Genomic DNA, 26,169 nt, shown 5'->3' on the forward strand with positions numbered 1-26,169 from the left:
AAGCAATGTTGCAGGTCGTATTCGCTGCGGCCATCGCGGTGTCGTTCGCGGCTTTCACGGCCAGCACGGCTCAGGCCTTCGACTTCGGAGTGATCCAGTCCAAGCGCTAAGCCGCCACGGCTCGTGAAACGGCTGAGGCTTTTCCACTCAGCCCATTTCACCTTGAAAGGCACCCCTCCTTTGCGGATGGGTGCCTTTTTTTAGGATGAGGATCGCGAAGGCCCCATGCCATATCCTCGCGATCCATACGAGAATCCTGACCGCCCGCAACGTCGCTGGATGGCAGGCAGCCCAAAGTTTAAGCAGTTATGACCTTGCGTAAGGTTTGACTTGCAGGCTGAAGTGTCCCGCCGATTCGACTCGAATCCGAGCGGGACGTCTCCATGCTTCACGTTTCACCTGACCAATCCGATCGCTCTCCTCTCGAGCAGCGGGACGACCATGCGGAGACTTTCTCGCTCGCGCCTGTTTCGTTGTGGCTTGAGGATTACAGTGGTGTGCGGCACCTGATGGAGCAGTGGCGGCAAGCGGGGGTGACGGATCTCAGAGCATTCCTCGCCGAGGATGTCGGACGGGTTAAGGACTGCTCCAGCCGCATCCGCGTGCTGAAGGTCAACCGGAAGACCCTCTCCCTGTTCGAAGCTCACGATCTGCCGCATCTGGTCGAGAACCTCGATCGCATCTTTCGAAATGACATGCTCAAGACCCATGTGGACGAACTCGTCCAGCTCTGGGAGGGCAGGGCGGAGTTTTCCAGCCACACGGTGAATTACACCCTGTCCGGCAAGCGCCTCGACATCCAGCTGAAGGGAAGCATTCTTCCAGGCTACGAGGAAACATGGGGGCGTGTCCTCGTCGCGATCGAGGATGTGACCGAGCGCGAGACGGCACGGCGGCAGCTCGCGCGCAGCGAGGAATATGCACGTGGCTTGTTCGAGCATTCGCCCGTCTCCCTTTGGGTGGAAGACTTCAGCCAGGTGAAGCAGTTGCTCACGGATGTGCGTGAGAGGGGCATCACCGATTTCCGCGTCTTTACGGATGTCCATCCCGAGTTCGTCGAGCGATGCATGGCGGAGATCCGGGTGATCGACGTCAACCGGCACACGCTCGAACTGTTCTGCTCTCCCGACAAGCCGACCCTGCTCAGGCGCCTGAACGAGGTCTTCCGCGATGACATGCGCGAGCAGTTCCGGGAGCAGCTCATCGACCTGTGGCATGGCAAGACGTTTCAGCAGCGGGAGATCGTCAACTACTCCCTCAACGGCGACGAGCTCCATCTGCATCTGCAGTTTTCAGTCCTGCCGGGCCATGAGCACGACTGGTCCCTGGTGCAGGTTGCGCTGACCGACATCACCGCTCGCAAGAAGGCCGAAGCCTACCTGGAGTATCTCGGCAAACACGATGTGCTGACGAAGCTGTACAATCGCACCTTCTACGCGGACGAGTTGAACCGCCTCGAACGGAAGGGCCCTTTCCCGGTAACGGTCATCGTCGTTGACCTCAACGGCCTGAAGGCGGTCAACGATCAGTTGGGCCACGCATCTGGGGACGCACTGCTGCGCCGCGCAGGCGAGGTGCTGAACGAGGCCGTCGACAAGCCGAGCTACGCGGCACGGATCGGCGGCGACGAGTTTGCGCTTCTCCTGCCCGCGACCGATGAGCGCGAGGGAGCGGCTGTGATGGAGAAGATCGAGAAGCTCGTCGAGATCAACAACCAGTTCTATTCCGGCCTGACCCTCAGCTTCTCCATGGGGGCGGCAACGAGTCTCTCGGGGGAGCGGCTGGAAGCTGTCGTGAAACGCGCCGATCTGCTGATGTACGAGGCCAAGCGGGCTCTTTATGCGGCCAATCCTGAACCTGCCCTGTCGCAGCCTGATGGCAACGGCCCTAGCTGAGATAATCGCCCCAACCCGCCTGGGCCGCCGAAACCGAACGAGCTCTCTACTTATCCTGCTCGGGATTACTTGCTGCGGAATGCCCGACAAGATCCTTCAGCGGCACCCAGCCGATCCCTGTCCTGTTCTCCGGGACGAGATATGCGAAGCCGTCAGTGATCTTCTGGACCTTGCAGGAATAGGCCCTTCGATCGCCGTCTGGCCGATAAATAACGGTCGTGCCGACCTTGACCTCTGTCTCCGATGCCGAGACATGGATGTTGGACTGTGACGCGGGCACGCCCTCGGGAGGATTGGTTTTCGCCGCGCTTGCCCGAAACCGGTCGAGGGCCGCGATGGCGGCTCTTGCCCTGTCCCGATAGCGTTCGTGCACGACCCGTAGGAGAGGGCCTGGTTCACGCCCAGGATACCAAGCTGTTCCTCCCAGCTTCGCAAGTTCTTCCGCGACGACTTCGACCTCCGCCTCATTCATGAAGACCTATCCTCCAGGGATGCTTGGTATTGAACCTTCAACGAATTCGCTCGGTGCGGCTTTGAGGCAAAGAATACGGGATCGATACGTGCATCTCCATAAGTGAATTGCGCTTCACAGAGAAATGAACATAACAAAAATGCCCTATGGTGAATATAGAGACGGAGGCATGACCGACACTATCGCGTAACTTAGTATCGCAAATCATGCCAGTTCTTGCGGAGCGTGTGGTCACGCCGCCAACAAGCAGGAGCGCTTGAAGCTCAGCGGCAATGGTGAAATCGTCACACCAATGTTTCTAGAGGTGCCTTGTTCCGCTAGGATGCGGCCGGAAAAATGCAAAATCTCCTTAAAGAATCCCAGAGACATCCATGACGATGCCTTCGAGACGCCCCCTGCAGGAAGCCGTCGTTCCGATCGTCTGCGTGCTCCTGGCAGCCTTCTTCGTTGTATTCCAGTTCCTGGCGACACCGCCGGCTCTCGGCTCGCTCAGGTTCCTGGCCGCCGCCGAGACATCAAGCCCCCGGGCGACCCTTGAAGGCTTCCGCTCTAACGTCGCTCGTGCCTCGTCGCTGCTTTTGGAGGCCTATCGCGAGAACAATGCCGAGCCTGGGTTCTTCCAGAGCCAGAGCGTGAAGGACAAGGTCAAGGAAGCTGAAGGCCTCCTAGCCCAGGCCGCTCGCGCGCTCGACCTGCGGGATGTGCCGCCGGTTGAACTGGAACACCGGCGCCTTGAGGCGCCGCTTTTGCTGAAGGAGATCCTGGATCGACTGCCCCTTCCTGATCCCGGCACCATTCCGGGCGACGCTGATATCTCCAAGCAGGCAATCCCGAACTGGAACGTGCCGGGAACCGAGATCCGCATCGCACGCGTGTCCGACGGGCCGCGGACCGGTGAATACCTTTTCTCCCGCGAGACGGTCCGGCAACTCGACGCCTTCTACGAGGCGATCCGCACCGAGCCGAACGTCAGCGGGTCCGGCGAGGATCTCTACGACTTCTACAGCCAATCGCCCGGCTACCTCCTGCCGCCGAAATGGTACAGTCTCGTCGAGGCATTGCCGGCCGGCTTGCGTCGAAACATTCAGGGGCAGGCCCTATGGCAGTGGATCGCCCTGGTGCTGGTTCTGGTGGTCGCGGTGCTCGCCGTCCTCGGCATCCAGCGCCTGGCAAGGTCGAGGCGGAGCGCCGCAGATGCCTCCATCTCCCTGCCGGCCAGCATCCTGGTGCCCGCAGCCGTTGCGGTCGCGGCCCTTTTCGTCTCCTACATGTCCGATTACCAGATCAATCTCACCGGGAGCGTGAACGACATCATCGACGAGGTCTCCGAGGCCGCTGCCTATCTGGCCGCTATGTGGGGCATCCTGAAGTTCTCGAATTCGCTTGCAAACCACCTGACCTTTACGAAGTCGGAGAGCATCGATGCTCATCTGGCCCGCGCTTCGATCCGGATCGGCGGCATCGCCGCGGCGCTCGGGCTCCTCATCTACGGCGCGTCCTACCTGGGGATTCCTCTCGCAGGGCTGCTCGCCGGCCTCGGCGTGGGCGGCCTGGCCGTCGCCTTGGCGGCCAAACCGACCCTGGAGAACTTCATCGGGGGGCTGATCCTCTATGCGGATCGCCCGGTTCGCGTCGGGGATCTGTGCCGGTTCGGTAACCTCGAAGGCCGAGTTCAGGAGATCGGCATCCGATCAACCCGCATTCGCGGTCTCGACCGGTCGCTGATCACGATCCCGAACGCGACCTTCGTGAACATGAACATCATCAATCTCACCAACCGGGACCGGATGCCCTACGACCGCACCATCAGCATCCAGGCGGCCGACAGCGCCGGCATCCGCCGAGAGATCGAGGCGCTTGCATCCCTCGTGGCGGAGCATCCGAAGATCGAGGCCGGTTCGGTTCAGGTGCGACTGCGCGAGGGTCAGGAGGAGAAGCCCAAGGCCGAGATTCAGGCGCTCATCCTGACGTCGAAATGGGAAGAATTCCTCGTCATTCAGCAGGAGATCGACCTGATGCTGCGCGACAAGGTGCTGGCCGAGGTGCGGACTGCCGGCGAGACGATGGCGGCTTTCGACAACGTCGTTCCCCTAAAGGAGGCGGAGGACGTCTGACGACGCTTCCTGTCTGCGTGGTATTTAGCGGATCTCCACGATCTCGGCTTCGCCCTGGGCGACGATCACCACGTCTCCGATCTCCTTGCCCATGAGCGCCTGCGCCAGGGGAGACACGTAGGAGATGCTTCCCTTGGCGGGATCCGCCTCGTCCTCGCCCACGATCCTGTAGGTCTGGATTCGCCCGTCCTTGCGTTCGAAGCTCACGGAGGAGCCGAAGCGGACATGGGATTTGTCGCTCGGTGGCGGCACCATTTCGGCCGTCAGGCGACGATGGTTCCAGTAGCGGAGATCGCGCGAGACGCGCGCGACTTCGGCCTTGTCGTCAACCGCCTGCGCCCCGGCGAGGCGCCGCTTCAAGGCCTCGATCTCCTCGTCCATCCGGGCCAAGCCGGACGGCGTGACGAGATGGTGAGGGCTCACCGGCCGATCCGGCAGGTCCTCGAAGGCCTCTCCACCTTCAGGCTCACGAACAAAGGCACTGCTCATCATGCATCCCTCCGCTCCCGGAGGGAAACGAACGGCAGCCGGCTAAGTTGCGGGTGGCAACCCTTAATTGCCGCGCTGCCGCAGCCTACCGACGATTCCGCCCGGGAAAGCGTAGACGCTGACGATGAAGAGCGCTCCGAGCCAGAGCAGCCAGCGGTCGGGATGGATCAAGTTCGGGAGGATCGGGACGCCCGCGACGGCGGAGCTTCCCGCCTCCATGAGAACCTGAAGGTAGCTCTGCGCCAGGACGAACAGCGCCGCGCCGATGACGGCACCGTACATGGTTCCCATCCCGCCGATCACGACCATCAGCAGGATGTCGATCATGATTGAGAAGGACAGAGTGGTGTCCGGGCCGTTGTACCGGAGCCAGAGCGCCATGAGGGCGCCGGCGACGGTGGCGGCGAGGGCTGAAATGACCGACGCGGCTGTGCGGTAGGCCACGACGCGGTAGCCCAGCGCCTCGGCGCGGAACTCGTTCTCGCGAATGGCCTGCAGCACCCGCCCGAAGGGGGAGTTCACGACGCGCAGCAGAAGCAGGAACACGCCTAACGAGACGAAGAACACGAGGTAATAGGCGAGAAGGCGGCCGTTGACGGCCGTGCCGAAGACCGGCTCGGACAGGAGACGAAAGGCCGGGCGTAGCGCCGGAGGCAACTGGAACGAGAGACCATCCTCGCCGCCGGTGATCTCCGAAAGCTGCGATGCGAGCACCGCCATCGCCGAGGCGACCGCCAGGGTGATCATGGAGAAGAAGATCGCACGAACGCGCAGGGACAAAAGGCCGATGGCAGCCGCGAGGGCAGCCGAAAGCGCCAGGGCGGCCAGGAGGCCGATCCCCACAGACGTCCAGGCCGCTCCAAGGCGCTCGAGGGCGATGGCGACGCCGTACCCGCCGATACCGAAGAACATGGTGTGGGCGAAGGACACGATGCCCGAATAGCCCAGCAGAAGATCGTAGCTCGCGACGAGCACGATGAAGACGCAGATCTTGGCGGCCGTGCTGAGCGGCTGGCTGCCCGAGAACAGGAAGGGCGTTGCCGCAAGCAGGAACAGAATCGCCACAAGGATGAGAGACAGCACCCGCGACCGGGGCGGATCGGAGGAGAGAAGGCTCTGCAGAACGCCGCTGCGGACCTTGGTCTCGTCGAAGGGAATGTTCGTCGGGGCGGAGGTCGCGGTCATCGGCGTGCTACCGGGAAGAGGCCCTGCGGGCGCCAGATCAGCACCAGAGCCATGACGAGGATATTGGAGATCAGAGCCAGTTTCGGCGCCAGGAAGCCGACGTAGTTGGCGACCAGCGCGACCAGGATCGAGCCGACGAAGCAGCCCCCGACGGAGCCGAGGCCGCCGATGATGATGACGATGAAAACCAGCACCATCACCTCCATGCCCATGCCGGCCGTCAAGGTCTGACGGTAGAAGGCCCACATCACGCCGCCGAGGCCCGCGAGTGCGGAGCCTGCCACGAAGACGCTTACGAAGAGACGTTTGATCCGGTAGCCGAGAGCCTCGACCATCTCCGGGTTCTCGACCCCAGCCCGGATGAGGAGGCCGATCCGGGTGCGGTTCAGCATGAGCTGCATGGCGACGAACACCGTCAGACCCACGGCGACTGCGACCACGCGATAGCGCTCCATGACGATGTCGCCCAGAACGAAGGCACCGCGCAAGGTTTCGGGCAGCGGAATCGGGATCGGGGAGGCGCCCCAGATGGCATGGATCGCCTGTTCGGCGACGATCAGCCCGCCCATGGTGACCAGGATCTGCTTGAGGTGGCTGCCATAGACGGGGCGCACGATCACGCGTTCGAACACGGCGCCGACGACCCCGGTCACCGCCATGGCGACGAGAATGCAGAGAAGGAGCAGCGCGAGGTTCAGTCCGACCGAGTCGGCCTGCGCCCAGCCGGCGAGGGGGCCGAGCACCAGAAGGGTCGCGTAGGCTCCGAGCGAGATGAACACGCCGTGCCCGAAATTGATGATGTCCATAAGGCCGAACACAAGGGTCAGGCCCGAGGCCATGAGGAAGATCATCATGCCCATGGCGAGGCCCGCGACGGTGAGTGTCACCCAGGTGGAGGGCTCACCGACGAAAGGCAGCGCAAGGAGCGCCAATGCCGGGACGAGGGCGAGGGGAACCCAGTCCGTCTTCGTGCGCGGAAGCTCGGCAGCGGTCGTGGCGTCGGCGGTCATGTCGCTCATTGGTGGGCATCCAGGGAGAGGCCGAGCAGGCGCTGCTGAAGGGATTGGTCCGCCACGAGGTCGCTCATGCGGCCCGAATGCACGATGCGGCCGTCGTCCATGATCAGCACGTCGTCCCCGAGCGCCGACGCTGCATAAAAGTTCTGCTCCACGAGGAGGACCGTCTCTCCTGCCTCCTTGAGTGCCTTGAAGGCCTCGATCATGCTGCGCACCATGACGGGCGCGAGCCCCTTGGTGGGCTCGTCGACGAGCAGGAGCCTGCGCGGCTCCGCGATGGCCCGCGCGATGGCGAGCATCTGCTTCTGCCCGCCGGAGAGATTGCCTGCCGGAAGGTTCCAGAACCGCCTGAGCGCGGGGAAAAGCCCCAGCATCCAATCGAGCCGGGCACTGTCGATGGGACCGCTCCGGGCCGCCAGCACGATGTTCTCGCGCACCGTGAGATCCGTGAAGATCCCCATGGATTCCGGTACATAGGCGATACCCGCGCGGGCGATGTCGGGTGTGGCGCTCGCGGTGATGTCGCGCCCGTCGAAGCGGATGCGGCCCGCCGAGGCCCGCCAGAGCCCCATGATCGTGCGCAGGGTCGTGGTTTTGCCGGCACCGTTGCGGCCGAGCAGCATCGTCAGACTGCCGGTCTGAACGCCGAAGCTGACGCCATGAAGGATATGATAGGGGCCGATATGGGTCTGGACCGCCTCCAGCTGGAGCAGGGGCTCAGGCACGGGCTGCCTCCAGTCCGAGATACGCCTCCTGCACGACGGGCGAGGCGATCACCTCCGCCGGTTCGCCATCGGCCACGAGGGAGCCGTTGTGCAGCACGACGATGCGGTCGGCGAGCGAACGCACCACATCCATCTTGTGCTCGACGAGGAGCACGGTGGTGTCACCGCGTTGCTTGATGCCGTGGATCAGTTCGAGCACGGTCGGAACCTCGTCGACGCTCATGCCGGCGGTCGGCTCGTCGAACATGAACACCTTCGGCTCCATGGCGATGAGGAGCGCCACCTCGAGCTTGCGCTGGTCGCCGTGCGAAAGGGCTTTCGGCGCCACGTGCCGCTTGTCCGACAGGCGCACGCGCTCCAGCACGGCCTCGGCCTTCTCGATCAGGTCGCGACGGCTGTTCCACACCTTGAAGAGAGACCAACCGGCATCAGCGCGGCTCTGGACCGCGAGGCGGACATTTTCGAGTGCGGTCAGCTGGGGAAAAAGATTGGTGAGCTGAAAGGCGCGGCCGAGGCCTCGCCTGGTCCGGGCCGACGCCGGGAGCGTGGTCACGTCCTCGCCTTCGACCAGCACCTGTCCCGCGCTGGCGCGAAGCTGGCCTGAAACGAGGTTGAAATAGGTCGTCTTGCCGGCGCCGTTCGGGCCGACGATCGCGGTCAGCGTGCCGGGCGTGAACCGGCACGAGACGTCGTTGACGGCCACATGGCCGCCGAAACGAATGGTGAGCCCGCGCGTCTCGAGCGCGGGCGCTGTCATTGTCGAATCCACCGGCGATCAGCGCTTGTTGCGGACCGGGATCGGCATCTTGTCGGCCGGGATGGTGTCGACGAGATCGAGCAGGTCGTTCGCGTCCTTGCCATCAGCCTTCACCTTGAAGTGATACATGACCTGCAGGGCCTGGTGATCCTCCTTGCGGAAGGTCATCGGTCCCTTCGGCGTCTCGAAGGTCATGCCTTCCATGGCCGTGATGAGCTTCTCGGGATCCGTGCCGCCGGCCTTCTGGATGGCCGTCACGGCCGCGGACGCCGCCGCGAATCCGCCGGCGGTGAAGAAGTCCGGCGGCGAGTTGTAGCGCTTCTGGTGCTCCGCGACGAGCCAGTCGTTCATCGGGTTCTTCGGGAAGGCGTAGTAGTAATAGACGGCGCCTTCCATGCCCGGATAGTTCTTGTAGATCTGCATGGCGGGCAGGATGTTGCCGCCGGGCGCGATCTCGATGCCGAAGCGTTCAGGCTTCAGGTCCGCGATCTTCGGCAGCGGATGCTGGCCGGCCCAGATGATGTTGATGATCTTCTTGCCCGGCTTGTCCTTGAGGGCATCGAAGATACGCTGAGCCGAGGCGGTGAAGTCCGTCGCATTCTGGGGCGTGTATTCCTCGAACACGACCTTGGCGTTGGGGCGGATCTGCGAAAGCGCGCTCTTGAGCGCCGCCACGCCGTCGCGGCCGAAGGCGTAATCCTGCGCCAGCGTCGCGATCGAGACGTCGCCGCTTGCCGGAATTGCAGCAGCGGCGCCGTAGGCGTCCTGGGTCGAGTTGCGGGCGGTGCGGAAGATGAAGCGGTTCCACTTCTCGCCGGTGATTGCATCGGCCACGGCGGGCTCCACGATCAGGACTTTGCCGTTCTCCTCCGCGACGGGAAGCATGGCGAGCGCGGCGGCCGACGAGGTCGTGCCGACGGCAAGATCGACCTTGTCGTCGTTGTATGCCTGCTCGAGCAGCGTCTTGGCGAGATCGGCCTTGAGCTGGTCGTCCTTGACGATGACGGAGATCTTGCGACCGTTCAGCGCCATGCTGCCCTTGGTGAGGTATTCCAGCCCCATCATGAAGCCGGCCTCGGTCTGCTTGGCATAGGCCTCGAGCGGACCGGTCTTCCCGGCGATCAAGGCGATCTTGATATCCTGCGCGAAGGCGCTGGAGGACAGCAAAAGCGCTGCCGTTGCGGCAGCAATATTGAGCGTCAGGCGCATCGAACTCCCCATTGTCTTATATAACGTCATTCACGCTTCCGGCCGCGCGACTGTCAAGGACGACTCTCGGACCATCTGTGGAGGGCCTTTAAGCCTCCGGAAGGATGGGCGGTGCGACGTCCCGCTCGCGCTTGGCCGCTTCGCGTTCGAGGATGAGAAGGCCGAGCCCGGCGGCGCAAATCACGCCCGCCCCGACCAGCGTCCAGAACTGGACGACATCTCCAAAGAAGATGTAGCCGAGCACGATGGCCCAGACGATGAGCGTATACTGGTAAGGCGCCACGATCGACGCGGGGGCGACCTTGAGCGAGCGGTTGACGCAGGCATGGCCTGCCATCGACACGATGCCGAGAAGGAAGAGGCCGGCGAGGTCGAGCGGTCCGGGATTGACCCAGGCGAAGGGGGCGGCCGCCAGGCCGAAGATCAGGGCCCCGAGGATCTGGCCGAGGACGAGCGTGGCGTCGTGGGTCTCGCGCAGCTTGCGGGTCGTGATCATGAGCAGGGCATAGAAAACGCTGCCCGCGAGGGCGATCAGCGCCGGCAGCGAGATCGTGGCCGGCGAGGGGCGCAGGGCGATCAGCACGCCGACGAAGCCAACGGCGATCGCGGTGATCCGCGGCCAGTCGAGCCGCTCGCCGAGCCAGAACACCGCAAAGGCCGCCACGTAGATCGGCGCCGCGAGGTAATAGGTCATCACGTCGGCCAAAGGCAGATAGGTGACGGCCCAGTAGAAGCAGGCGACTTCGAGCGTCGAAAGGGTGATCCGCACCGCGTGCAGGCCAGGCTGAGGCGGGATGGCGAAGGAAACCCTCTGGCGTCGCATGAGGGGCAGCAGGACCGCCAAGGCGGCGATGCTGCGCAGGAGCAGGACCTGACCGACGGAATAGGTCGCGACGAGCCACTTGCCCATGACGTCGTTCATGGAAAACAGGAAAACGCCGAGCAGCATCAGGGCGATGCCGAAGGGCACGCCCGAGCGAATCTTGGAGGTATCTGGCAGGGACATGGGCAACCCGGATCAAGCGCCGCCGGCGCGACGCATCCATGGGTGATCCGTACGCAATTGACAAGCGACTGCTTCGAGGGAGCGCCTAGAAGGTCTTGGCGCCGTTCACCGGCAGCATGATGGCGTAGAGGGACGTCGTCGCACAAATGAAGAGGCGATTGCGCTTCACGCCTCCGAAGACGACGTTCGCCACCGCTTCGGGCACGAGGATCTTGCCGATCAGGGTTCCATCAGGGTCGTAGCAGTGGACCCCGTCTCCCGCACTGGTCCAGATGCGACCTGCTTCGTCGAGCCTGAAACCATCGAAAAGACCGCTGGTGCAGGTGGCGAAAACCTTGCCGCCGCTCAAGCGGCCATCGTTGCCGACATCGAAGACACGGATGTGCCGCGGACCATCCGGAACATGGGTCGCGCCCGTGTCCGCGACATAAAGCTTTGTCTCATCAGGCGAAAAGGCGAGGCCGTTCGGTCGCACGAAGTCGCCAGCGACGATCGCGACGTCGCCGCTGTGGGGATCGATGCGGTAGACGTGGCAGGCCCCGATCTCGCTCTCCGCCTTATGACCCTCATAGTCGGAGTCGATGCCGTAGGCCGGGTCCGTGAACCAGATCGAGCCGTCCGACTTTACGACCACATCATTGGGGCTGTTGAGGCGTTTGCCCTGGTAGTGGCTGGCGAGCACCGTGATCGTGCCGTCATGCTCCGTGCGCGTCACACGGCGCGTGCCGTGCTCGCAGGTGACGAGGCGTCCGCGTCGGTCGACGGTGTTACCGTTGGAATAATGGGACGGCGCCCGGAAGATGCTGACCGCATCCGACGTCTCGTCGTAACGCAGCATCCGATCGTTCGGAACGTCGCTCCAGACCAGATAGCGTCCGGCCGGGAAATAGGCGGGGCCTTCGGCCCAGCGGCATCCCTCGGCCAGTTTCTCGAGACGGGCGGTCGGGATGACGAGACGCCGGAAGCGCTCGTCCTGGATCACCGCGACATCCCTGATCATCGTGGGGCCGCCCGCTCAGTGCGCCATCAGGACGGGGATGGCGGTGTTGCTCAGGATGTGGCTCGTGGCGCCGCCGAAGAACATCTGGCGGAGACGGCTCTGCGTATAGGCCCCCTTCACCAGGAGGTCGCAGCCGAGGGCACCGGCTTCGGACAGGATGACCTCGCCCGGCCGGTTGTTCGGATCCGGCACGGTGAGCGTCTCCGCCTGGATGCCGCGCCGGCCGAGGGACCGGACCAGTTCGACGCCGGAGGGGCCGGGAACGCCCCAGTCCTCCAGTTCGAGCACGACGACCCGGCGTGCCTTTTCAAGAAGCGGGATCGAGCCGAGCACGGCCCTGGCGGTTTCGGTGCTCCGGTTCCAGGCGATCACGACCGTTTCGCCCAGCGTCTGCGGGAAGGTCGGCGGTGCGATGAGGACGGGACGGCCGGTCTCGAACAGGGAGGCCTCGACGGTCGACAGACGGGTCTGGCCGTTGCCGCCATCGGGGCGACCGACCACGGTGACGTCGAAGACCCGGCCATAGGCACCGAGGAACGCGTCCTCCATCAGGCCATCCTGACGCCAGCCATAGCTGAGAGTGGCGAGGCCGGCGGCGGCGCGCTGGACCTGCTTCGTCACCATGAAGGCCTCGAAGCGTTCCCGGCAGGCCCGCGACATCTCCATGCGGTTCTCGGGTGTGATAGGCGAGGGGACACCGATCGCGATGTCCACCGGGAGCACGACCGGATAATCGGGCGTGATCGCAAGGCCCTCGATATAGCTGTCGAAGGCTCGGCCCAGGAGAAGGGCGGTCTCGAGGATCGGCTCGACCACGCCGTGGTCTTCGATGGGAACGAGGATGCTTTTCATATCGGTATTCTTGCGCTCAAAGCTCCCCTCGGCAAGCCCTACGGTCAAGGTTGTGCCCGATCCTTGGCCGGCGACCAGACGAAGGGGGTGATGACCGAGAGGGCTTGGAAGCCGCGCCGTTTGAGGATCGGAAGGCTCATCGGGCTGCAATCCACCGTCAGCCAGCGGCATCCCCGCTCACGCGCATTTACTGCCCGGATGGCGACGAGTGCTGAGTAGATGCCCTGGCCCCGCCAATCCGGCAGTGTCGAACCACCCCAGAGGCTGCCGAAACTGTCGCCGCGCTTGTGGCGCATCCAACCGACGCTGACCGGCCGGTCGCCGTCATAGGCCGCAAAGATGTCGATGCTGTCGGGATCCGCCTGCTTCTCCCGTGCAATCGTGCCTGCGAGCCACGAGGCATGAGCGGCATCGCCGTATACGGCCTGGTTCACGGTGGCGATGGCGCCCAGACGGGACGGTTCGACGAGACGCTCGATCCTGATCGATTCCGGAACTGGCGGCGCATCGAAGCCGAGTGCGGTATCCAAGGCGACGAAGGTTTCCGGCTCCTCGGGACGGAAACCCGCTGCGAGCAGCCGGTCCGGGAGGTCGGCCGGTTCATCGTGGCTATGGTGCTTCCATTCGAAGGCGTGTCCCAGGGCGCTGAAATAGCCGATCTGTTCGGCAATCGCTGAACCGACATCGGCTGCCGGATCGATCCACAGGACCGCATTGCCATGCGCCTCGGGGTCGGGGCCGACCAGGCGGATCACCGGTCCGACTCGGTCAGCGCGAAAACCCGGTGCCGGACTGCCGGTCCTGCAACGCACTTCCCTGTCATACCGGCTCAAGATATCGGTCGCTTTCATCGGATTCCGTACGTCCCTGTGGATCGACGCTAAACGACCTTAAAGTCCTTCGGGTCCCATGAGACCTTCGGGTAGGTCGGGTTCATCTCCTCCAAAGTCGCCTTGACGATCGACGCGATGGCGGCGTTGCGCACCCATTTGCGGTCGGCCGGGATCACATGCCACGGCGCCCAGGCAGTGGAGCAGCGATTCAGCATGGTCTCGTAGGCGTCCTGGTACTCGTCCCAGAGCTTGCGGTCGTCGAGATCGCCGGCGTTGAACTTCCAGTGCTTCTTCGGGTCGTCCAGGCGCTCCTGGAGCCGCTCGGCCTGCTCCTTCTTGGAGATATGGAGCATGAACTTGAGGATGACCGTGCCGTTCTCGGTCAGCATGCGCTCGAAATCGTTGATCTGGGCATATCGCTGCTCGATCGTCTCCTTTGGGGCAAAGCCGCGCACCTTCGCGATCAGCACGTCCTCGTAGTGCGACCGGTTGAAGATGCCGATCGTTCCCCGCTTCGGGCAGACCGCATGCACACGCCAGAGATAATCGTGTGCCAGCTCGTTCTCGGAGGGCTGGCGGAACGCCGTGACCGACACGCCCAGCGGACCCGTGGCGTTGAAGACGCCGCGGATCGTGCCGTCCTTGCCCGAGGTGTCGGTGCCTTGGAGGATGACCAGGAGGGCGCGCTGTCCCTCGGCATAAAGCCGGTCCTGAAGCGCGTCGATCTCATGGGCGACCATTTCCGTTTCGGTCTTCGTCGCTTCATCATCGTCAAAGCCGCATTTGTCGCGGGGGTCGCGATCCTTCAGATCGAACGGCTTGCCCGGCTTCACGCGGAGCTTTTCGATCAGTTCCTTGCCACGATCCGCCATGTCCGTCCTCCCAGCGTCGCTCAGAACGATAGTGCATGCATCTGCGAAAGGAAGATCTGGATGGGGGCCGCAAGCATCTTTACGGCCTCCGGCGTGAACCTTACCAAAGGAGCATCACCGACGGATTCGAGGGCCAACATAATGCTCGTGCTCTACTATTTTCCCGGCAACGCCAGCCTGCTGCCGCACATGATGCTGCGGGAGATCGGAGCGCCTTTCGAGATGCGCCTCGTGGATCGGAGCCAGAACGCGCAGAAGAGTGCAGATTATCTAAGGCTCAACCCGAACGGCCGCATTCCGGTCCTCGTCGACGGCGACCTTGTCCTGTTCGAGACGGCAGCCATCGCCCTGCACCTCGCCGACAAGTTTCCGGATGCGGGCCTCGCTCCAGCCGTCGGAACGCCGGAACGGGCAGAGTTCTACAAGTGGATGGCGCACCTCACCAACACGCCGCAGGCGGAATACCGCGCATGGTTCTACCCGCACGAGCACGTCAGCGACGAGGCGGCGGCGCCGAGCGTGAAGGAAGCGGCCCGGCAGCGGCTCGAGCGCATGTTCGACGTCATCTCGGACCAGCTCGGCGACCGGCAATGGCTGCTCGGCGACCGGTTCTCGGCCGCCGATCTCTTCCTCCTCATGCTGATCCGCTGGGGACGAGGCATGCCGCGTCCGCCGCGCGATATCCCGAACCTGAGGGCCTTCGCCGATCGAGTCCTGGCGCGGCCGGCCGTGCAGGAAGCCTTCCGGGTCGAAGGCATCCAAGCACCCTACATCTAAGACGGATTAGCGCTTGGCCTTGCGCCGGGTGCTCTTCGCCTCCGGCAGAGTTTGGTCGATCGACGGCAGATCGGACCACGGATCCTTCTTGAGCCTGCGAAGCCTCTCGGGCAGGTTCTCGACGGTGAACCCGTTCGGCCTCAGATCCGGCGTCAGCTCGTCCCATGAAACCGGTGTCGCGACGGGAGCGCCCGGCCGCGACCGCGTCGAATAGGGAGCGACCGCCGAGGCCTCGCGGTTGTTGCGCAGGTAGTCGATGAAGATGCGGCCCTCGCGTTCCTGCTTGACGGAGGTGGTGGTGTAGCGGTCGGGCTCGTCGGCCGCCATGGCCTCGGCAAAGCCGCGCGTGAAGGCCAGCGCGTCCTTCCAAGCCGCGCGGGGGGTCAGCGGCACGACCACATGCAGGCCCTTGCCGCCGGTCGTCTTCACGAAGCTCACGAGGCCCATGCCTTTCAGACGCTCGCGCACGGCGGTTGCGGCCTCGATCACCTGGGGCCAGTCCACGCCCTCGCCCGGATCGAGATCGAAGATCAGCCGGTCGGGCCGCTCCAGGTCCTGGAGGGTCGCGCCCCAGATGTGCATCTCCAACACGCCGGACTGAACGAGCGCCACCACGCCCTGGATGTCCCGCACGGTAAGCACTTCCTGCTTGCCATCCTTGTCGTCGGACACCATCGACCGGTGAATGAAATCGCTCAGTCCGGCCCAGGAATGCCGCTGGACGAAGCATTTTTTCGCCGAGCCGGACGGGCAGCGGATGAGGGTGAGGGGGCGGTCGACGAGATGCGGCAGGATCCAGTCGGCGATCCCGACATAGAACTCCGCCAGCTCCTGCTTCGTCAGGCCCTGTTCCTCCCACAGCACCCGGTCGGGATGGGAGATGGACACGCCGGCAACGTCGACACGGTGGTCGCCTTTGGCTGTCGCCGAAGATGATGCCCGCCTCGTGGCACCTTTCGGTGGATCGGCCTTGGTGGCGGATTTTTTCGCAGCGGCCCGCTTCTTGGGGGCAGCCTTGGATGGCTTGCCGGAAATCTCCTCGATGGCGCGGCCGGTCTTCACCGAGAGCGGCGCTTCCTCGAGAATATCCGTATCGTCTTCGCTCCGGGCGAACGCGTCTTCGGCCTTGATCAGGAGCCATGATTCCTGGCGCTCCCGCGGGCGCTTCGCCATGCGCACGAGATGCCAGGTGCCACGGAGCTTCTCGCCGTCGAGCCGGAAAGTCAGACGGCCCTTGTCGTAGCCCTCGTGCGGATCGCCCTCGGGCTCCCAGGTGCCCCGGTCCCAGAGCAGCACGGTGCCGCCGCCATACTGGCCTTCCGGGATCGTGCCTTCGAAATCCCCATAATCGACCGGGTGATCCTCCACATGGACGGCGAGGCGCTTCTCGCCCTTGACGAGGCTCGGTCCCTTGGCGACCGCCCAGCTCTTCAAAACGCCGTCCAGCTCGAGGCGGAAGTCGTAGTGGAGCCGGGAGGCCTCGTGCTTCTGGACGGCGAACGAGAACCCGGTCCTGCGGGCGGCCTTGCCCGCGGGCTCGGAGGTCTTGGTGAAATCGCGCTTGGCGCGATAGGGAGCGAGCTTTGCCATGGCGCGGAGTCAAATCCGCGCCCGGCTTTCGGTTCCAGCCCTCAGGTTGCGAGCGGTTCGCCCGCGGGTGCCCTCGGAGTGCGCTCATGCAGGAAGGCCGCGGCGATCAGGTCGCGGGTGTAGTCCTCCTTCGGCCGCTCGAAGATCTCCTCTGCGGTGCCGCGCTCCACCACCTTGCCGCTCTTCATGACCATGATCTCGTCCGAGAGCGCGCGTACGACCGCAAGGTCGTGGCTGATGAAGATGTAGGCGAGGCTATGGGCCCGCTGGAGGTCGCGCAGGAGCTCGACGATCTCCTTCTGGACCGAGCGGTCGAGAGCCGAGGTCGGCTCGTCGAGGACGACGAGCTTCGGGTGCAAGATCATGGCCCGCGCGATGGCGATGCGCTGGCGCTGGCCGCCCGAGAACTCGTGCGGGAAGCGGTTGCGCCAGGCCGGATCGAGGCGCACCTCCTCGAAGGCCTGGGAGGCGCGGCGGTCGCGCTCCTTGCGCGAGATGCTGGGCTCATGGACCAGAAGGCCCTCGGTGACGATCTCGCCGGCGGTCATGCGGGGCGACAGCGATCCGAACGGGTCCTGGAACACGAGCTGGAGATGGCGGCGGAGGGGGCGCATGCCGCCCCGGTCGAGCGGCATCAGGTTGCGGTCCTCGAAGCGGACCATGCCGGAGGCCGGCAGGAGCCTCAAGATCGCCCGGCCGAGGGTCGACTTGCCGGAGCCGGATTCCCCCACCACGCCTACCGTCTCGCCGGCCCGGACCGACAGGCTGACGCCGTCGACGGCCCGCAGCACATGGGTCGGGCGGCCGAGGAAGTCGGACTTGAGGGTGAACTGCACCTCGACGTTCTTGGCGTCGAGCACAAGGGGCGAGTTCATCGAGACCGGTTCCTTGCGCCCGGTCGGCTCGGCATCGATCAGCATCCGGGTGTAGGGATGCTTCGGGGCCGAGAAGATCTCGCCCGTCCCGCCGCTCTCCACCACCTCGCCGCGCTTCATCACATAGGTGCGGTCGGCGAAGCGGCGCACGATGCCGAGGTCGTGGGTGATGAACACGATCGACATGCCGAGGCGCTTCTGCAGGTCGCGCAGCAGCTCGAGGATCTGCGCCTGGACCGTCACGTCGAGCGCAGTCGTCGGCTCGTCGGCGATCAGCACGTCGGGGTTATTGGCGAGCGCCATGGCGATCATCACGCGCTGGCGCTGTCCACCTGACATCTCGTGCGGATAGGCATCGATCCGCCGTGCAGGGTCGGGGATGCGCACGAGCTCCAGCAGTTCGATGGCGCGCGCCCGGGCCTTCGACTTGCTCATGCGGCCATGGGCCATGAGCGGCAGGGCGAGCTGGTCGCCGATCCGGTAGAGCGGATCGAGGGAGGTCATCGGCTCCTGGAAGATCATCGTGAGCTTCGAGCCGCGGTAATCGTTGAGCTTGTCGGGCGAGAGGCCGACGAGCTCGTCGCCGCGATACTTCACCGAGCCTTCCGCCCAGCCGTTGGAGGCGAGAAGCCCCATGACGGACATCATGGTCTGGCTCTTGCCCGAGCCGGATTCACCCACGATGGCGACGGTCTCGCCGGGGTTCACGTCGAGATCGATGCCCTTGACGGCGTGCAGGATGCCGTCGCCGGTGCGGAAGCGGACGTGGAGGTTTCGGACCGTGAGAACAGGTTCGGCCATGTCAGCGGTCCTTCGGGTCGAGCGCGTCGCGCAGTCCGTCGCCGATGAAGTTGAGGCAGAACAGGATCGCGACGAGCGTGATGGACGGATAGATCAGCATCCAGGTGGCGCCCTGGATGTTCTTGGCGCCCTCCGAGATGAGCACGCCGAGGCTGGTGTTCGGCTCCTGGACGCCCAGCCCCAGGAACGACAGGAAGCTCTCCAGCAAGATCACCTTCGGGACCAGGAGCGTCATGTAGACGACCACCGGACCAAGCGTATTCGGGATCACGTGGCGGCGGATGATGCCCTTGGTCTCGACGCCCAGAGCCTCGGCAGCCTGCACGTATTCCTGGCGCTTGATCGACAGGGTCTGGCCGCGGACGATGCGGGCCATGTCGAGCCATTCGACGGCGCCGACCGCAATGAACATCAGGATGAAGTTACGGCCGAAGAACACCACCAACATGATCACGAAGAAGATGAAGGGCAGCGAGTAGAGGATGTCGACGACGCGCATCATCACGAGGTCGACCTGCCCACCGAGATAGCCTGATGTCGCGCCGTAGATCACCCCGATGAGAATCGCCACGAAGGTGGCGAGCAGGCCGATCGCCAGAGAGATCTGCCCCGCCTTCATGGTGCGGGTCAGGAGGTCGCGTCCGTTGGTGTCGGTCCCGAACAGGAAGTACTGGCGCTTGACCGGCACGTCGATCACCAGCCGGCGGCCCTCCTCCTGGCGTTCCGCCACCTGGGCCGTGCCGAACAGGTCCGAGCGTTCGAAATAGGCCAGGAGACGCTCGTCGATGGGGCGGCTGCTCGAGCTGACCAGGGTCATGCGGACCGTGTCGCCGTTGATGGCGATGCCTTCCGGTTTGGCGCGGACCCGGGCTCCGATGCGCTCGATGTTCGGCTCGATCTGGTCGGCCTTGGGATAGGCTTCGAGGGAAGCCGGCACCTTCACGTAGTCGGGATAGACCCTGTCGAAGGGATGGCCTGTGAAGAACGGTCCGAAGATGCAGGCGATCGCGATCGCGGCCAGGACCACGATGCTGGTGACGGCGGCCCGGTTGCGGGCGAGCCGTCCTCGTGCCTCGGCCCAGAGCGAGCGCCCTGTGACCGTGTCCTTCATGGTTTCGACGGGAAGTACGGCGCCTTCAGCCATGGCACGCCTCAATCGTAGCGGATGCGCGGATCGATAAGCGCATAGAGGATATCGACCACGAGGTTGAAGAGGAGAACGAAGACGGCAACCACCACGACCGTGCCCATGACGAGCGTATAGTCGCGGTTGAGGGCGCCCTCGACGAAGTAGCGGCCGATTCCCGGCAGGCCGAAGATGGTCTCGACCACGACGGAGCCGGTGAGCAGGGCCGCCGCCGCCGGGCCGAGATAGGAGATGACCGGAAGCGCGGCGCCGCGAAGCGCATGGGTCACGATCACCCGTGTCGGCAGCCCGAGGGAGCGAAGGGTCCGGATGTGGTTCGAGCGCAGGTTCTCGATCATCGCCGCGCGGGTCATGCGCGCGACAACCGCCACCTGGGGCAGCGCCAGCACGAGCACGGGGAGGATCAGGTTGCGCGGCGAGCCGTTGTTCCAGCCCGCAACGGGCAGCCAGGCGAGGGCGAGGCCGAACACGATCTGGAAGATCGGCGCCACGACGAAATTCGGGATGGTGAGCCCGAGCGCGCCCATGCCGGTCACGACGTAGTCGACCGAGCTGTTCTGGCGGAAGGCCGCGATCGCGCCGAGCGTTCCGCCGACCAGGATCGCGAAGGAGAGGGCGAGCGCGCCCAGCGTCATGGAAATCGGCAGGCCGCGGGCGAAGAGTTCGGCCACGGTGAAGTCGCGCAGGATGAACGAGGGGCCGAAATCACCGCGCATGACCGCGCCGAGATAGAGCCAGTACTGCTCGATCAGGGGCTTATCGAGCTGGTAGATCCGGTTGAGGTTCTCCATCACCTTGGCTTCGAGCGGACGCTCCAGGTCGAAGGGGCCGCCGGGGGCAAGCCGGATCAGGAAGAATGAGATCGTGACGATGAGGAACAGCGTCGGGATCGCCGAAAGAAAGCGGCGAAAGATGAAGGAGAGCATGGTCGCTCCTCCCGAAAGTCGCGTCTGGATATAAAAATAGGGCGGCCTGCAGCACAGGCCGCCCCGTCTACGAAGAATTTACTGGGTCTTCGAGAGGTAGCGGGTCGGGTACACGCCGCGGGTGTTCTGCACGAAGCCCTTGATCTTCGGGGAGATCAGGTTGCTCTTGCCGTAGTACATGATCGGGATCCAGGGCATGTCCTTCATCAGGATCGCCTCGGCCTGCTTCATGAGGTCGGCGCGCTTCTTGAGGTCCAGCTCGGTGGCGGCCTGATCGAGGAGCTTGTCGAACTGCGGGTTGTTGTACTTGCCGTAGTTGAAGCCCTTGTTGTCGCTCTTAAGCAGGAACAGGAAGTTGTTCGGGTCCGAGTAGTCGGCGATCCAGCCGTAGCGAGCCACGTCGAAGTCGCCGCCGTCACGCAGGTGAGCGAAGTGGGTCTTGCCGTCCGTGTTGATGAAGGACGTCTCGATGCCGACCTGCTTCCACTGCTCGGCGATCGCGATCACCGTGTTGCGGTTGTTGTCCGTGGTGTTGTAGCGGATCTCGACCTTCAGCGGCTTGCCGGGGCCGAAGCCGGCTTCCTTGAGGAGCTCCTTGGCCTTCTCCTCGCGGTCGATCGGGGACTGGTCCTTGTACTCCATGTAGGCCGGCTCGCCGTAGTTGCCGACGCCGGGCGGCATGAAGGAGTAGCCGGGCTGCATGGTCTGGCCCCAGATCTGCTCGGCGATGAACTCGCGGTCGACCATCATGGAGAGGGCCTGACGCACGCGCACGTCGCTGAAAGGAGCCTTGGACGAGTTCACGACCATGTACCAGGTGCCGAGATACGGGCCGAGCTTAACCTGATCCTTGAAGCGCTCCTTGAGCGACTTCATCTGGTCGGCCGGCACGTCGTCGGTGGTGTCGAGCTCGCCGGCCTCGTAGCGGCGGACCATCGCGGCGAAGTCCGGGGTCGGATAGTAGTTGACCGTGTCGATCTGGACGTTCTTCGCGTCGTAGTAGTTCTCGTTCTTGACGAGCTTGATGTGCGAATTCGGCACGAACTCGGCGAGCTTGTAGGCGCCGTTCGTCACCATGTTGCCGGGCTTCACGAAGTCCTTGCCGAACTTCTCCACCGAGGCGCGGTGCACCGGCAGGCTGGTTTGGTGGGTGAGGAGCTCGATGAAGTACGGGGTCGGCGCCTCGAGGGTGATCTCGACCGTCTTCGGATCCACGGCCTTGACGCCCAGCTCCTCCGGCTTGGCCTGGCCCTTGTTGATCTTCTCGGCGTTCTTGATCGGATACAGGATGTTCGCGTACTTCGCGCCCGTCTCCGGGGTCATGATGCGACGGTAGGAATACACGAAGTCTTCCGCCGTGACCGGGTCGCCGTTCGACCACTTCAGTCCGTCGCGGAGGGTGAAGCGGTAGGTCTTGCCGTCGTCGCTGACCTCCCACTTGGCGGCCTGGCCGGGAACGGCCTCGCCCTTGGCGCTGTAGGTGACAAGGCCTTCGAGCATGTCGCGCAGGATATGGGCTTCCTGCACGGTCGAGGTCTTGTGGGTGTCGAGCGTCTCAGGTTCGCCAGAATTGGCGCGATTATAGACGACTTCAGCCGAAGCGGCGCCCATCAGGGCTGCCGTTGCGACGGCCGCAAGTGCCGTGCGTTTCAACCAGGACATTGACGCGTTCCCTTACTATTATTCCTAGGTTTCGGATCGTTTCGGCCTCAACCGCCGGGCGAGACCTTGGCTCATTTGTTGTTCAAACAACTGTTTATGTCTAGAGGATATTCGAAACCTTTGAAAACCAAAGGTTTGAGGCTTCCCTAGCGTTAAGCGCCGGTGTCGAAAGCCAGTTTGACTGCCTCAATTCCCGCCGCCGCGGCGATCTCGTCATTGTCCGAGGTGTCGCCCGAAACGCCGACCGCACCGAGAATGTTTCCCTGCGAATCCTTGATCAGGACGCCGCCCGGCACCGGGACCAGCAGGCCGCCGACCGCATGGGTCACGCCGGCGATGAAGTAGGGACGATCCACAGCCATTTTGTGAAGGGCCCGGGAGCCGAGCCCCATGGCCAGGGCGCCGTTGGCCTTGCCCATGGCGATCTCGGCGCGCCGGAGGCTGGTGCCGTCGTCGGACAGGAGGACCTTCAGGGCGCCTCTCTCGTCGTAGACCGCCACGGAAAGGGGCTTGAAGCCCTTGTCCCGCCCGGCCTTGAGAGTGGCGGCGGCAATGGTCTGGGCGGTTTCGAGTGCGAGTGCGGACAAGGCCGTTCCCTCCCTGGTTGGTGCGGGGTTGATTGAGCAAGGTTATAGAGCAGCGCCACGACGCGCCTAGCGGAGGGTCGCGTCCTTCTGGGCAAGCCAGGAGGCGACGGTTTTCCGCTCGTCAAGCGTCATTTCCGTGACGTTGTTGGGCGGCATCGCGTGGGTCAGCACGCTCTGGACCCGGATCAGCTCCGCGTGGCGGGCGATCTCCTCGGGCGTGTCGAGCCTGACCCCTTTAGGGGCTACGGCGATGCCGTCCCAGACCGGCTCCGCCGCATGGCACATGGAGCAGCGGGACTGGATGGTCAGAACGGCCTCGTCGAAGGAGGCGGCGACCGTCTCGGTTGTGGGCGGCGTCGTCAGAACCGCCAGATTGGCGTTGCCGGGCTTGCCGACGATCGACAGCCAGATGGCGAGCGCGATGCAGGCGGCGGCGACGCCCCAGCTCCACCAGGGCGATCCCTTGTGGGCATGGCGGGAGTTGAAGAAGTGCCGTACCACGGCGCCGGCGATCACGATCAGCCCGATGATCGCCACCGCATAACGGGACGACCACGCCAGCGGATAATGGTTCGACAGCATCAGGAAGATGACCGGCAGCGTCAGGTAGTTGTTGTGGGTGGACCTGAGCTTCGCTTCCTTGCCGAGGCGCGGATCGGGGGAGCGGCCGGCCAGCAGGTCGGCCACCACCTTCTTCTGGTTGGGGATGATGATGAAGAACACGCTCGCCGACATCCAGGTGGCGATCATCGCGCCCGTGTGCAGGAAGGCGGCGCGCCCGTTGAAGACCTGGGTGAACACGAAGGCCGCGAGCAGGATGTAGAAGAACAGAACGACGCCGAGGACGACGCCGTTCCTGCCCAGGGGCGAGCGGCACAGGACTTCGTAGACCAGCCAGCTCAGCAGGATTCCGCCGATGCCGATGGCGGCCGCCTGCCAGGGCGCCAGCGCCCGCACGGCCGGGTCGATCGTGTAGAGGTCCGCGTGGAGATAGTAGACCCAGACGATCAGGAAGAAGCCCGAGATCCAGGTGGAGTAGCTCTCCCATTTGAACCAGGTCAGCTCCTTGGGCATTTCGGGCGGGGCCACGAAATACTTGCGCATGTTGTAGAAGCCGCCGCCATGGACCTGCCAGGCCTCGCCGCCGACGCCTTCCGGCAGCCCCTCGCGCTTCTTCAGGCTGAGATCGAGATGGATGAAGTAGAAGGACGAGCCGATCCAGGCGATGGCGGTGATGACGTGGATCCAGCGGAGGAGCTGGCTGATCCATTCGGAAATCTGCGGGTCGATCATGCGGCCACTTGAAATGATAAGGAGCGCGTAGCCTAGGGCGGCGTTCCCGATTGCGAAAGGCCCGCCCGGAGGCTTTTTCAACAGGAACCGGAGCCCGAATTCCTTCACTTTGCCCGGGCTGCCCGCCATGGCGGCTTGACGGCCGGACACGGCATCGAAAAGCTTCCACCCCTCCGTCATGCTCCGTTCGCGGGCTCACATCCGAGGTTCCCATGGGACGCCTGTCCACCCACGTGCTGGATACCGTCAACGGCAAGCCCGCCAAGGGCGTGGCGATCGAGCTCTTCGCACTCGACGGCGAGGCCCGCCGCTCGGTCGTGCGCACCGCCACAAACGGCGACGGCCGCACCGATGCGCCGCTCATGACCGGCGAGGGGTTCCAGACCGGAACCTACGAGCTCGTCTTCTATGTCGGGGACTACTTCCGGTCCGTCGGGACGGCGATCGCCGATCCGCCGTTCCTCGACGTCGTTCCCATCCGTTTCTCCATTGCCGAGCCGCTCGGGCACTACCATGTGCCGCTCCTGGTCTCGCCGTGGAGCTATTCCACCTACCGAGGAAGCTGACCGACCATGGCCGAGGCCTCTTATCCCCGCGATCTCGTCGGCTACGGCCGCAATCCGCCCCATCCGCACTGGCCGAACGATGCGCGCATCTGCGTGCAGTTCGTGATCAACTACGAGGAGGGCGGCGAGAACAACGTCCTGCACGGCGACCGTGCCTCGGAAGCGTTCCTGTCGGAGATCGTCGGCGCCCAGCCCTGGCCGGGGCAGCGGCACATGAGCATGGAATCGATCTACGAGTACGGTTCCCGCGCCGGCTTCTGGCGCCTGTGGCGGATATTCACCGAGCGCGGCATGCCCGTGACCGTCTACGGCGTCGCCACCGCCCTCATGCGCAACCCTGAGGCCGTCGCCGCCATGCAGGAGGCGGAGTGGGAGATCGCGAGCCACGGCCTCAAGTGGATCGACTACCGCGACTTCTCGTCCGACGAGGAGCGGGCGCATCTCAAGGAAGCGATCCGCATCCACACGGAAGTGACGGGTGAGCGACCGCTCGGCTGGTACACGGGCCGCACCTCGGAGCACACCAACCGACTCGTGGCGGAGGAGGGCGGCTTCCTCTACAGCGCGGATTCTTACGCGGACGAGCTGCCGTATTGGGAGACGCACGGCAAGCACACCCAGCTGATCGTGCCCTATACGCTCGACGCCAACGACATGCGCTTCGCGACGCCCCAGGGCTTCAACGCGGGCGACCAGTTCTACGCCTATCTCAAGGACACGTTCGACACGCTCTATTCGGAAGGCATGAGCGCGCCGAGGATGATGTCGGTCGGGCTCCACTGCCGGCTCGCCGGCCGGCCGGGCCGCGCGGCGGCGCTCGCCCGGTTCCTCGACTACATCGCCTCGCACGACCGGGTCTGGGTGGCGCGGCGCATCGATATCGCCCGCCACTGGATCAGGCGCCACCGCCCGGCGGGCCTGAAGCCCAGCACCATGAGCCGGGCGATGTTCGTCGAGATGTTCGGGGACATCTTCGAGCACTCGCGGTGGATCGCCGCCCGCACCTACGAGGGTGGCCTGACGCCGGCTCAGGACACTGCCGAGGGACTCCATGCCGCCATGGTGCATGTCCTCTCGGAGGCGAGCCGGGAACAGAAGCTGGCCCTCATCCAGGCCCACCCCGATCTGGCGGGCCGGCTCAAGCTCGCCGATCTCACGGACGATTCCCGCGGCGAGCAGAGATCGGCGGGTCTCGACAGCCTCACGGAAGCAGAGCGCGATCGCTTCCTCGCCCTCAACGAGACCTACCGGCGCAAGTTCGGCTTTCCCTTCATCATGGCCGTCAAGGGTCGCACGAAGGAGGAGATCCTCGCAGCCTTCGAGGAGCGGATCGAGCACGAGACGGACCAGGAGTTCGACACCGCCATCGTGCAGATCGAGCTGATCGCGCTCCTGCGCCTCAAGGACCGGCTGCCTTCCCTGGCGGATGTGTTCTCCTCGCTGGCCTGACGGAACTGTTTGCGCGGATCGCGCGTCTTCGTTTCAAGCTTGGCCGGCAGCCTGATGCCGGCCTGGAAGAA

The 26,169-nt window shown here is 64.4% G+C and carries 24 protein-coding genes and 1 pseudogene; 5 read left to right on the forward strand and 20 right to left on the reverse strand.

Annotated elements, in window-relative coordinates; genetic code table 11:
* Nucleotides 1–383 precede the first annotated feature (383 nt).
* Complete coding sequence (locus DES45_RS05750; protein ID WP_114769036.1) at nucleotides 384–1,895, forward strand: sensor domain-containing diguanylate cyclase; 1,512 nt, start codon at nucleotides 384–386, stop codon at nucleotides 1,893–1,895.
* Between the two features lie 46 nt (nucleotides 1,896–1,941).
* Here DES45_RS05750 and DES45_RS05755 read toward each other — a convergent pair whose 3' ends face one another.
* A complete protein-coding gene (locus DES45_RS05755) occupies nucleotides 1,942–2,367 on the reverse strand; it encodes a hypothetical protein (protein WP_114769037.1) in 426 nt (141 codons plus the stop codon).
* Between the two features lie 371 nt (nucleotides 2,368–2,738).
* Here DES45_RS05755 and DES45_RS05760 point away from each other — a divergent pair, with 371 nt between their 5' ends.
* Complete coding sequence (locus tag DES45_RS05760) at nucleotides 2,739–4,481, forward strand: mechanosensitive ion channel family protein (RefSeq protein ID WP_114769038.1); 1,743 nt, start codon at nucleotides 2,739–2,741, stop codon at nucleotides 4,479–4,481.
* 24 nt (nucleotides 4,482–4,505) lie between these two features.
* Here DES45_RS05760 and greA read toward each other — a convergent pair whose 3' ends face one another.
* From greA to DES45_RS05810, 11 genes are all read right to left on the reverse strand, one after another.
* Nucleotides 4,506–4,970: a transcription elongation factor GreA gene (gene greA / locus DES45_RS05765; RefSeq protein WP_114769448.1), complete on the reverse strand. Its 465-nt coding sequence runs from the start codon at nucleotides 4,968–4,970 to the stop codon at nucleotides 4,506–4,508.
* 63 nt (nucleotides 4,971–5,033) lie between these two features.
* Nucleotides 5,034–6,155: a branched-chain amino acid ABC transporter permease gene (locus DES45_RS05770; protein WP_114769039.1), complete on the reverse strand. Its 1,122-nt coding sequence runs from the start codon at nucleotides 6,153–6,155 to the stop codon at nucleotides 5,034–5,036.
* Nucleotides 6,152–7,174: a branched-chain amino acid ABC transporter permease gene (locus tag DES45_RS05775; protein WP_114769040.1), complete on the reverse strand. Its 1,023-nt coding sequence runs from the start codon at nucleotides 7,172–7,174 to the stop codon at nucleotides 6,152–6,154. The genes DES45_RS05770 and DES45_RS05775 overlap by 4 nt, the downstream gene beginning before the upstream one ends.
* On the reverse strand, nucleotides 7,171–7,896 hold the full coding sequence (locus tag DES45_RS05780; protein ID WP_114769041.1) for an ABC transporter ATP-binding protein: 726 nt from the start codon (nucleotides 7,894–7,896) through the stop codon (nucleotides 7,171–7,173). Before DES45_RS05780 ends, DES45_RS05775 begins: the two co-directional genes overlap by 4 nt.
* Nucleotides 7,889–8,653 (reverse strand): ABC transporter ATP-binding protein, encoded by a 765-nt coding sequence (locus DES45_RS05785; protein ID WP_114769042.1) that lies wholly within the window; start codon nucleotides 8,651–8,653, stop codon nucleotides 7,889–7,891. Before DES45_RS05785 ends, DES45_RS05780 begins: the two co-directional genes overlap by 8 nt.
* A gap of 18 nt (nucleotides 8,654–8,671) precedes the next feature.
* On the reverse strand, nucleotides 8,672–9,862 hold the full coding sequence (locus DES45_RS05790; protein WP_114769043.1) for a substrate-binding domain-containing protein: 1,191 nt from the start codon (nucleotides 9,860–9,862) through the stop codon (nucleotides 8,672–8,674).
* Nucleotides 9,863–9,950: 88 nt separating this feature from the next.
* Complete coding sequence (locus tag DES45_RS05795) at nucleotides 9,951–10,868, reverse strand: DMT family transporter (RefSeq protein ID WP_114769044.1); 918 nt, start codon at nucleotides 10,866–10,868, stop codon at nucleotides 9,951–9,953.
* A gap of 85 nt (nucleotides 10,869–10,953) precedes the next feature.
* Complete coding sequence (locus DES45_RS05800) at nucleotides 10,954–11,868, reverse strand: SMP-30/gluconolactonase/LRE family protein (RefSeq protein ID WP_114769045.1); 915 nt, start codon at nucleotides 11,866–11,868, stop codon at nucleotides 10,954–10,956.
* 15 nt (nucleotides 11,869–11,883) lie between these two features.
* On the reverse strand, nucleotides 11,884–12,720 hold the full coding sequence (locus tag DES45_RS05805; RefSeq protein WP_170151403.1) for a universal stress protein: 837 nt from the start codon (nucleotides 12,718–12,720) through the stop codon (nucleotides 11,884–11,886).
* Nucleotides 12,721–12,764: 44 nt separating this feature from the next.
* A complete protein-coding gene (locus tag DES45_RS25025) occupies nucleotides 12,765–13,571 on the reverse strand; it encodes a GNAT family N-acetyltransferase (RefSeq protein WP_170151404.1) in 807 nt (268 codons plus the stop codon).
* A 29-nt stretch (nucleotides 13,572–13,600) separates the two neighbouring features.
* Nucleotides 13,601–14,425 carry a polyphosphate kinase 2 family protein gene (locus DES45_RS05810; RefSeq protein WP_114769047.1) on the reverse strand — a complete coding sequence of 275 codons (825 nt, stop codon included), beginning with the start codon at nucleotides 14,423–14,425 and terminating at the stop codon, nucleotides 13,601–13,603.
* A 141-nt stretch (nucleotides 14,426–14,566) separates the two neighbouring features.
* Between DES45_RS05810 and DES45_RS05815 the strand changes: the two genes are divergently transcribed.
* Nucleotides 14,567–15,202 (forward strand): glutathione S-transferase family protein, encoded by a 636-nt coding sequence (locus tag DES45_RS05815; protein ID WP_114769048.1) that lies wholly within the window; start codon nucleotides 14,567–14,569, stop codon nucleotides 15,200–15,202.
* A 6-nt stretch (nucleotides 15,203–15,208) separates the two neighbouring features.
* Here DES45_RS05815 and ligD read toward each other — a convergent pair whose 3' ends face one another.
* From ligD to DES45_RS05850, 8 genes and pseudogenes are all read right to left on the reverse strand, one after another.
* The gene (gene ligD / locus DES45_RS26310; protein ID WP_425374268.1) at nucleotides 15,209–16,090 is read right to left on the reverse strand and encodes a non-homologous end-joining DNA ligase; all 882 of its coding nucleotides are present in this window, start codon (nucleotides 16,088–16,090) and stop codon (nucleotides 15,209–15,211) included.
* Nucleotides 16,091–16,144: 54 nt separating this feature from the next.
* Nucleotides 16,145–16,792, reverse strand: a pseudogene (locus DES45_RS26315) (DNA polymerase ligase N-terminal domain-containing protein); the annotation flags it as partial.
* Between the two features lie 41 nt (nucleotides 16,793–16,833).
* Complete coding sequence (locus DES45_RS05825) at nucleotides 16,834–18,468, reverse strand: ABC transporter ATP-binding protein (RefSeq protein ID WP_114769050.1); 1,635 nt, start codon at nucleotides 18,466–18,468, stop codon at nucleotides 16,834–16,836.
* A 1-nt stretch (nucleotide 18,469) separates the two neighbouring features.
* Nucleotides 18,470–19,612, reverse strand: a complete 1,143-nt coding sequence (locus DES45_RS05830; RefSeq protein ID WP_114769051.1) for an ABC transporter permease subunit — start codon at nucleotides 19,610–19,612, stop codon at nucleotides 18,470–18,472.
* A gap of 8 nt (nucleotides 19,613–19,620) precedes the next feature.
* A complete protein-coding gene (locus DES45_RS05835) occupies nucleotides 19,621–20,541 on the reverse strand; it encodes an ABC transporter permease subunit (protein ID WP_114769052.1) in 921 nt (306 codons plus the stop codon).
* Nucleotides 20,542–20,619: 78 nt separating this feature from the next.
* Nucleotides 20,620–22,203, reverse strand: a complete 1,584-nt coding sequence (locus DES45_RS05840) for a peptide ABC transporter substrate-binding protein (protein ID WP_114769053.1) — start codon at nucleotides 22,201–22,203, stop codon at nucleotides 20,620–20,622.
* A gap of 152 nt (nucleotides 22,204–22,355) precedes the next feature.
* Nucleotides 22,356–22,790, reverse strand: coding sequence for a GlcG/HbpS family heme-binding protein (locus DES45_RS05845; protein ID WP_114769054.1), 435 nt, complete (start codon nucleotides 22,788–22,790; stop codon nucleotides 22,356–22,358).
* A 66-nt stretch (nucleotides 22,791–22,856) separates the two neighbouring features.
* The gene (locus DES45_RS05850) at nucleotides 22,857–24,083 is read right to left on the reverse strand and encodes a urate hydroxylase PuuD (protein ID WP_114769449.1); all 1,227 of its coding nucleotides are present in this window, start codon (nucleotides 24,081–24,083) and stop codon (nucleotides 22,857–22,859) included.
* 212 nt (nucleotides 24,084–24,295) lie between these two features.
* Here DES45_RS05850 and uraH point away from each other — a divergent pair, with 212 nt between their 5' ends.
* Together uraH and puuE are read left to right on the forward strand one after the other, a co-directional pair.
* Entirely contained in the window at nucleotides 24,296–24,649 is a 354-nt protein-coding gene (uraH, locus tag DES45_RS05855) for a hydroxyisourate hydrolase (protein ID WP_114769055.1), read from the forward strand.
* A 6-nt stretch (nucleotides 24,650–24,655) separates the two neighbouring features.
* Nucleotides 24,656–26,098 carry an allantoinase PuuE gene (gene puuE / locus DES45_RS05860; protein ID WP_114769056.1) on the forward strand — a complete coding sequence of 481 codons (1,443 nt, stop codon included), beginning with the start codon at nucleotides 24,656–24,658 and terminating at the stop codon, nucleotides 26,096–26,098.
* Nucleotides 26,099–26,169 lie beyond the last annotated feature (71 nt).

Origin of the sequence: Microvirga subterranea (genome assembly GCF_003350535.1) — a bacterium.
Taxonomy (GTDB): Bacteria; Pseudomonadota; Alphaproteobacteria; order Rhizobiales; family Beijerinckiaceae; genus Microvirga; species Microvirga subterranea.

Bases quoted from the DNA above. Each gene is read 5' to 3' on its own strand.
- DES45_RS05750 (WP_114769036.1), top strand. From the start codon at position 384: ATGCTTCACGTTTCACCTGACCAATCCGATCGCTCTCCTCTCGAGCAG.
- DES45_RS05755 (WP_114769037.1), bottom strand. From the start codon at position 2,367: ATGAATGAGGCGGAGGTCGAAGTCGTCGCGGAAGAACTTGCGAAGCTG.
- DES45_RS05760 (WP_114769038.1), top strand. From the start codon at position 2,739: ATGACGATGCCTTCGAGACGCCCCCTGCAGGAAGCCGTCGTTCCGATC.
- greA (WP_114769448.1), bottom strand. From the start codon at position 4,970: ATGAGCAGTGCCTTTGTTCGTGAGCCTGAAGGTGGAGAGGCCTTCGAG.
- DES45_RS05770 (WP_114769039.1), bottom strand. From the start codon at position 6,155: ATGACCGCGACCTCCGCCCCGACGAACATTCCCTTCGACGAGACCAAG.
- DES45_RS05775 (WP_114769040.1), bottom strand. From the start codon at position 7,174: ATGAGCGACATGACCGCCGACGCCACGACCGCTGCCGAGCTTCCGCGC.
- DES45_RS05785 (WP_114769042.1), bottom strand. From the start codon at position 8,653: ATGACAGCGCCCGCGCTCGAGACGCGCGGGCTCACCATTCGTTTCGGC.
- DES45_RS05790 (WP_114769043.1), bottom strand. From the start codon at position 9,862: ATGCGCCTGACGCTCAATATTGCTGCCGCAACGGCAGCGCTTTTGCTG.
- DES45_RS05795 (WP_114769044.1), bottom strand. From the start codon at position 10,868: ATGTCCCTGCCAGATACCTCCAAGATTCGCTCGGGCGTGCCCTTCGGC.
- DES45_RS05800 (WP_114769045.1), bottom strand. From the start codon at position 11,868: ATGATCAGGGATGTCGCGGTGATCCAGGACGAGCGCTTCCGGCGTCTC.
- DES45_RS05805 (WP_170151403.1), bottom strand. From the start codon at position 12,720: ATGAAAAGCATCCTCGTTCCCATCGAAGACCACGGCGTGGTCGAGCCG.
- DES45_RS25025 (WP_170151404.1), bottom strand. From the start codon at position 13,571: ATGAAAGCGACCGATATCTTGAGCCGGTATGACAGGGAAGTGCGTTGC.
- DES45_RS05810 (WP_114769047.1), bottom strand. From the start codon at position 14,425: ATGGCGGATCGTGGCAAGGAACTGATCGAAAAGCTCCGCGTGAAGCCG.
- DES45_RS05815 (WP_114769048.1), top strand. From the start codon at position 14,567: ATGCTCGTGCTCTACTATTTTCCCGGCAACGCCAGCCTGCTGCCGCAC.
- DES45_RS05825 (WP_114769050.1), bottom strand. From the start codon at position 18,468: ATGGCCGAACCTGTTCTCACGGTCCGAAACCTCCACGTCCGCTTCCGC.
- DES45_RS05830 (WP_114769051.1), bottom strand. From the start codon at position 19,612: ATGGCTGAAGGCGCCGTACTTCCCGTCGAAACCATGAAGGACACGGTC.
- DES45_RS05835 (WP_114769052.1), bottom strand. From the start codon at position 20,541: ATGCTCTCCTTCATCTTTCGCCGCTTTCTTTCGGCGATCCCGACGCTG.
- DES45_RS05840 (WP_114769053.1), bottom strand. From the start codon at position 22,203: ATGTCCTGGTTGAAACGCACGGCACTTGCGGCCGTCGCAACGGCAGCC.
- DES45_RS05850 (WP_114769449.1), bottom strand. From the start codon at position 24,083: ATGATCGACCCGCAGATTTCCGAATGGATCAGCCAGCTCCTCCGCTGG.
- uraH (WP_114769055.1), top strand. From the start codon at position 24,296: ATGGGACGCCTGTCCACCCACGTGCTGGATACCGTCAACGGCAAGCCC.
- puuE (WP_114769056.1), top strand. From the start codon at position 24,656: ATGGCCGAGGCCTCTTATCCCCGCGATCTCGTCGGCTACGGCCGCAAT.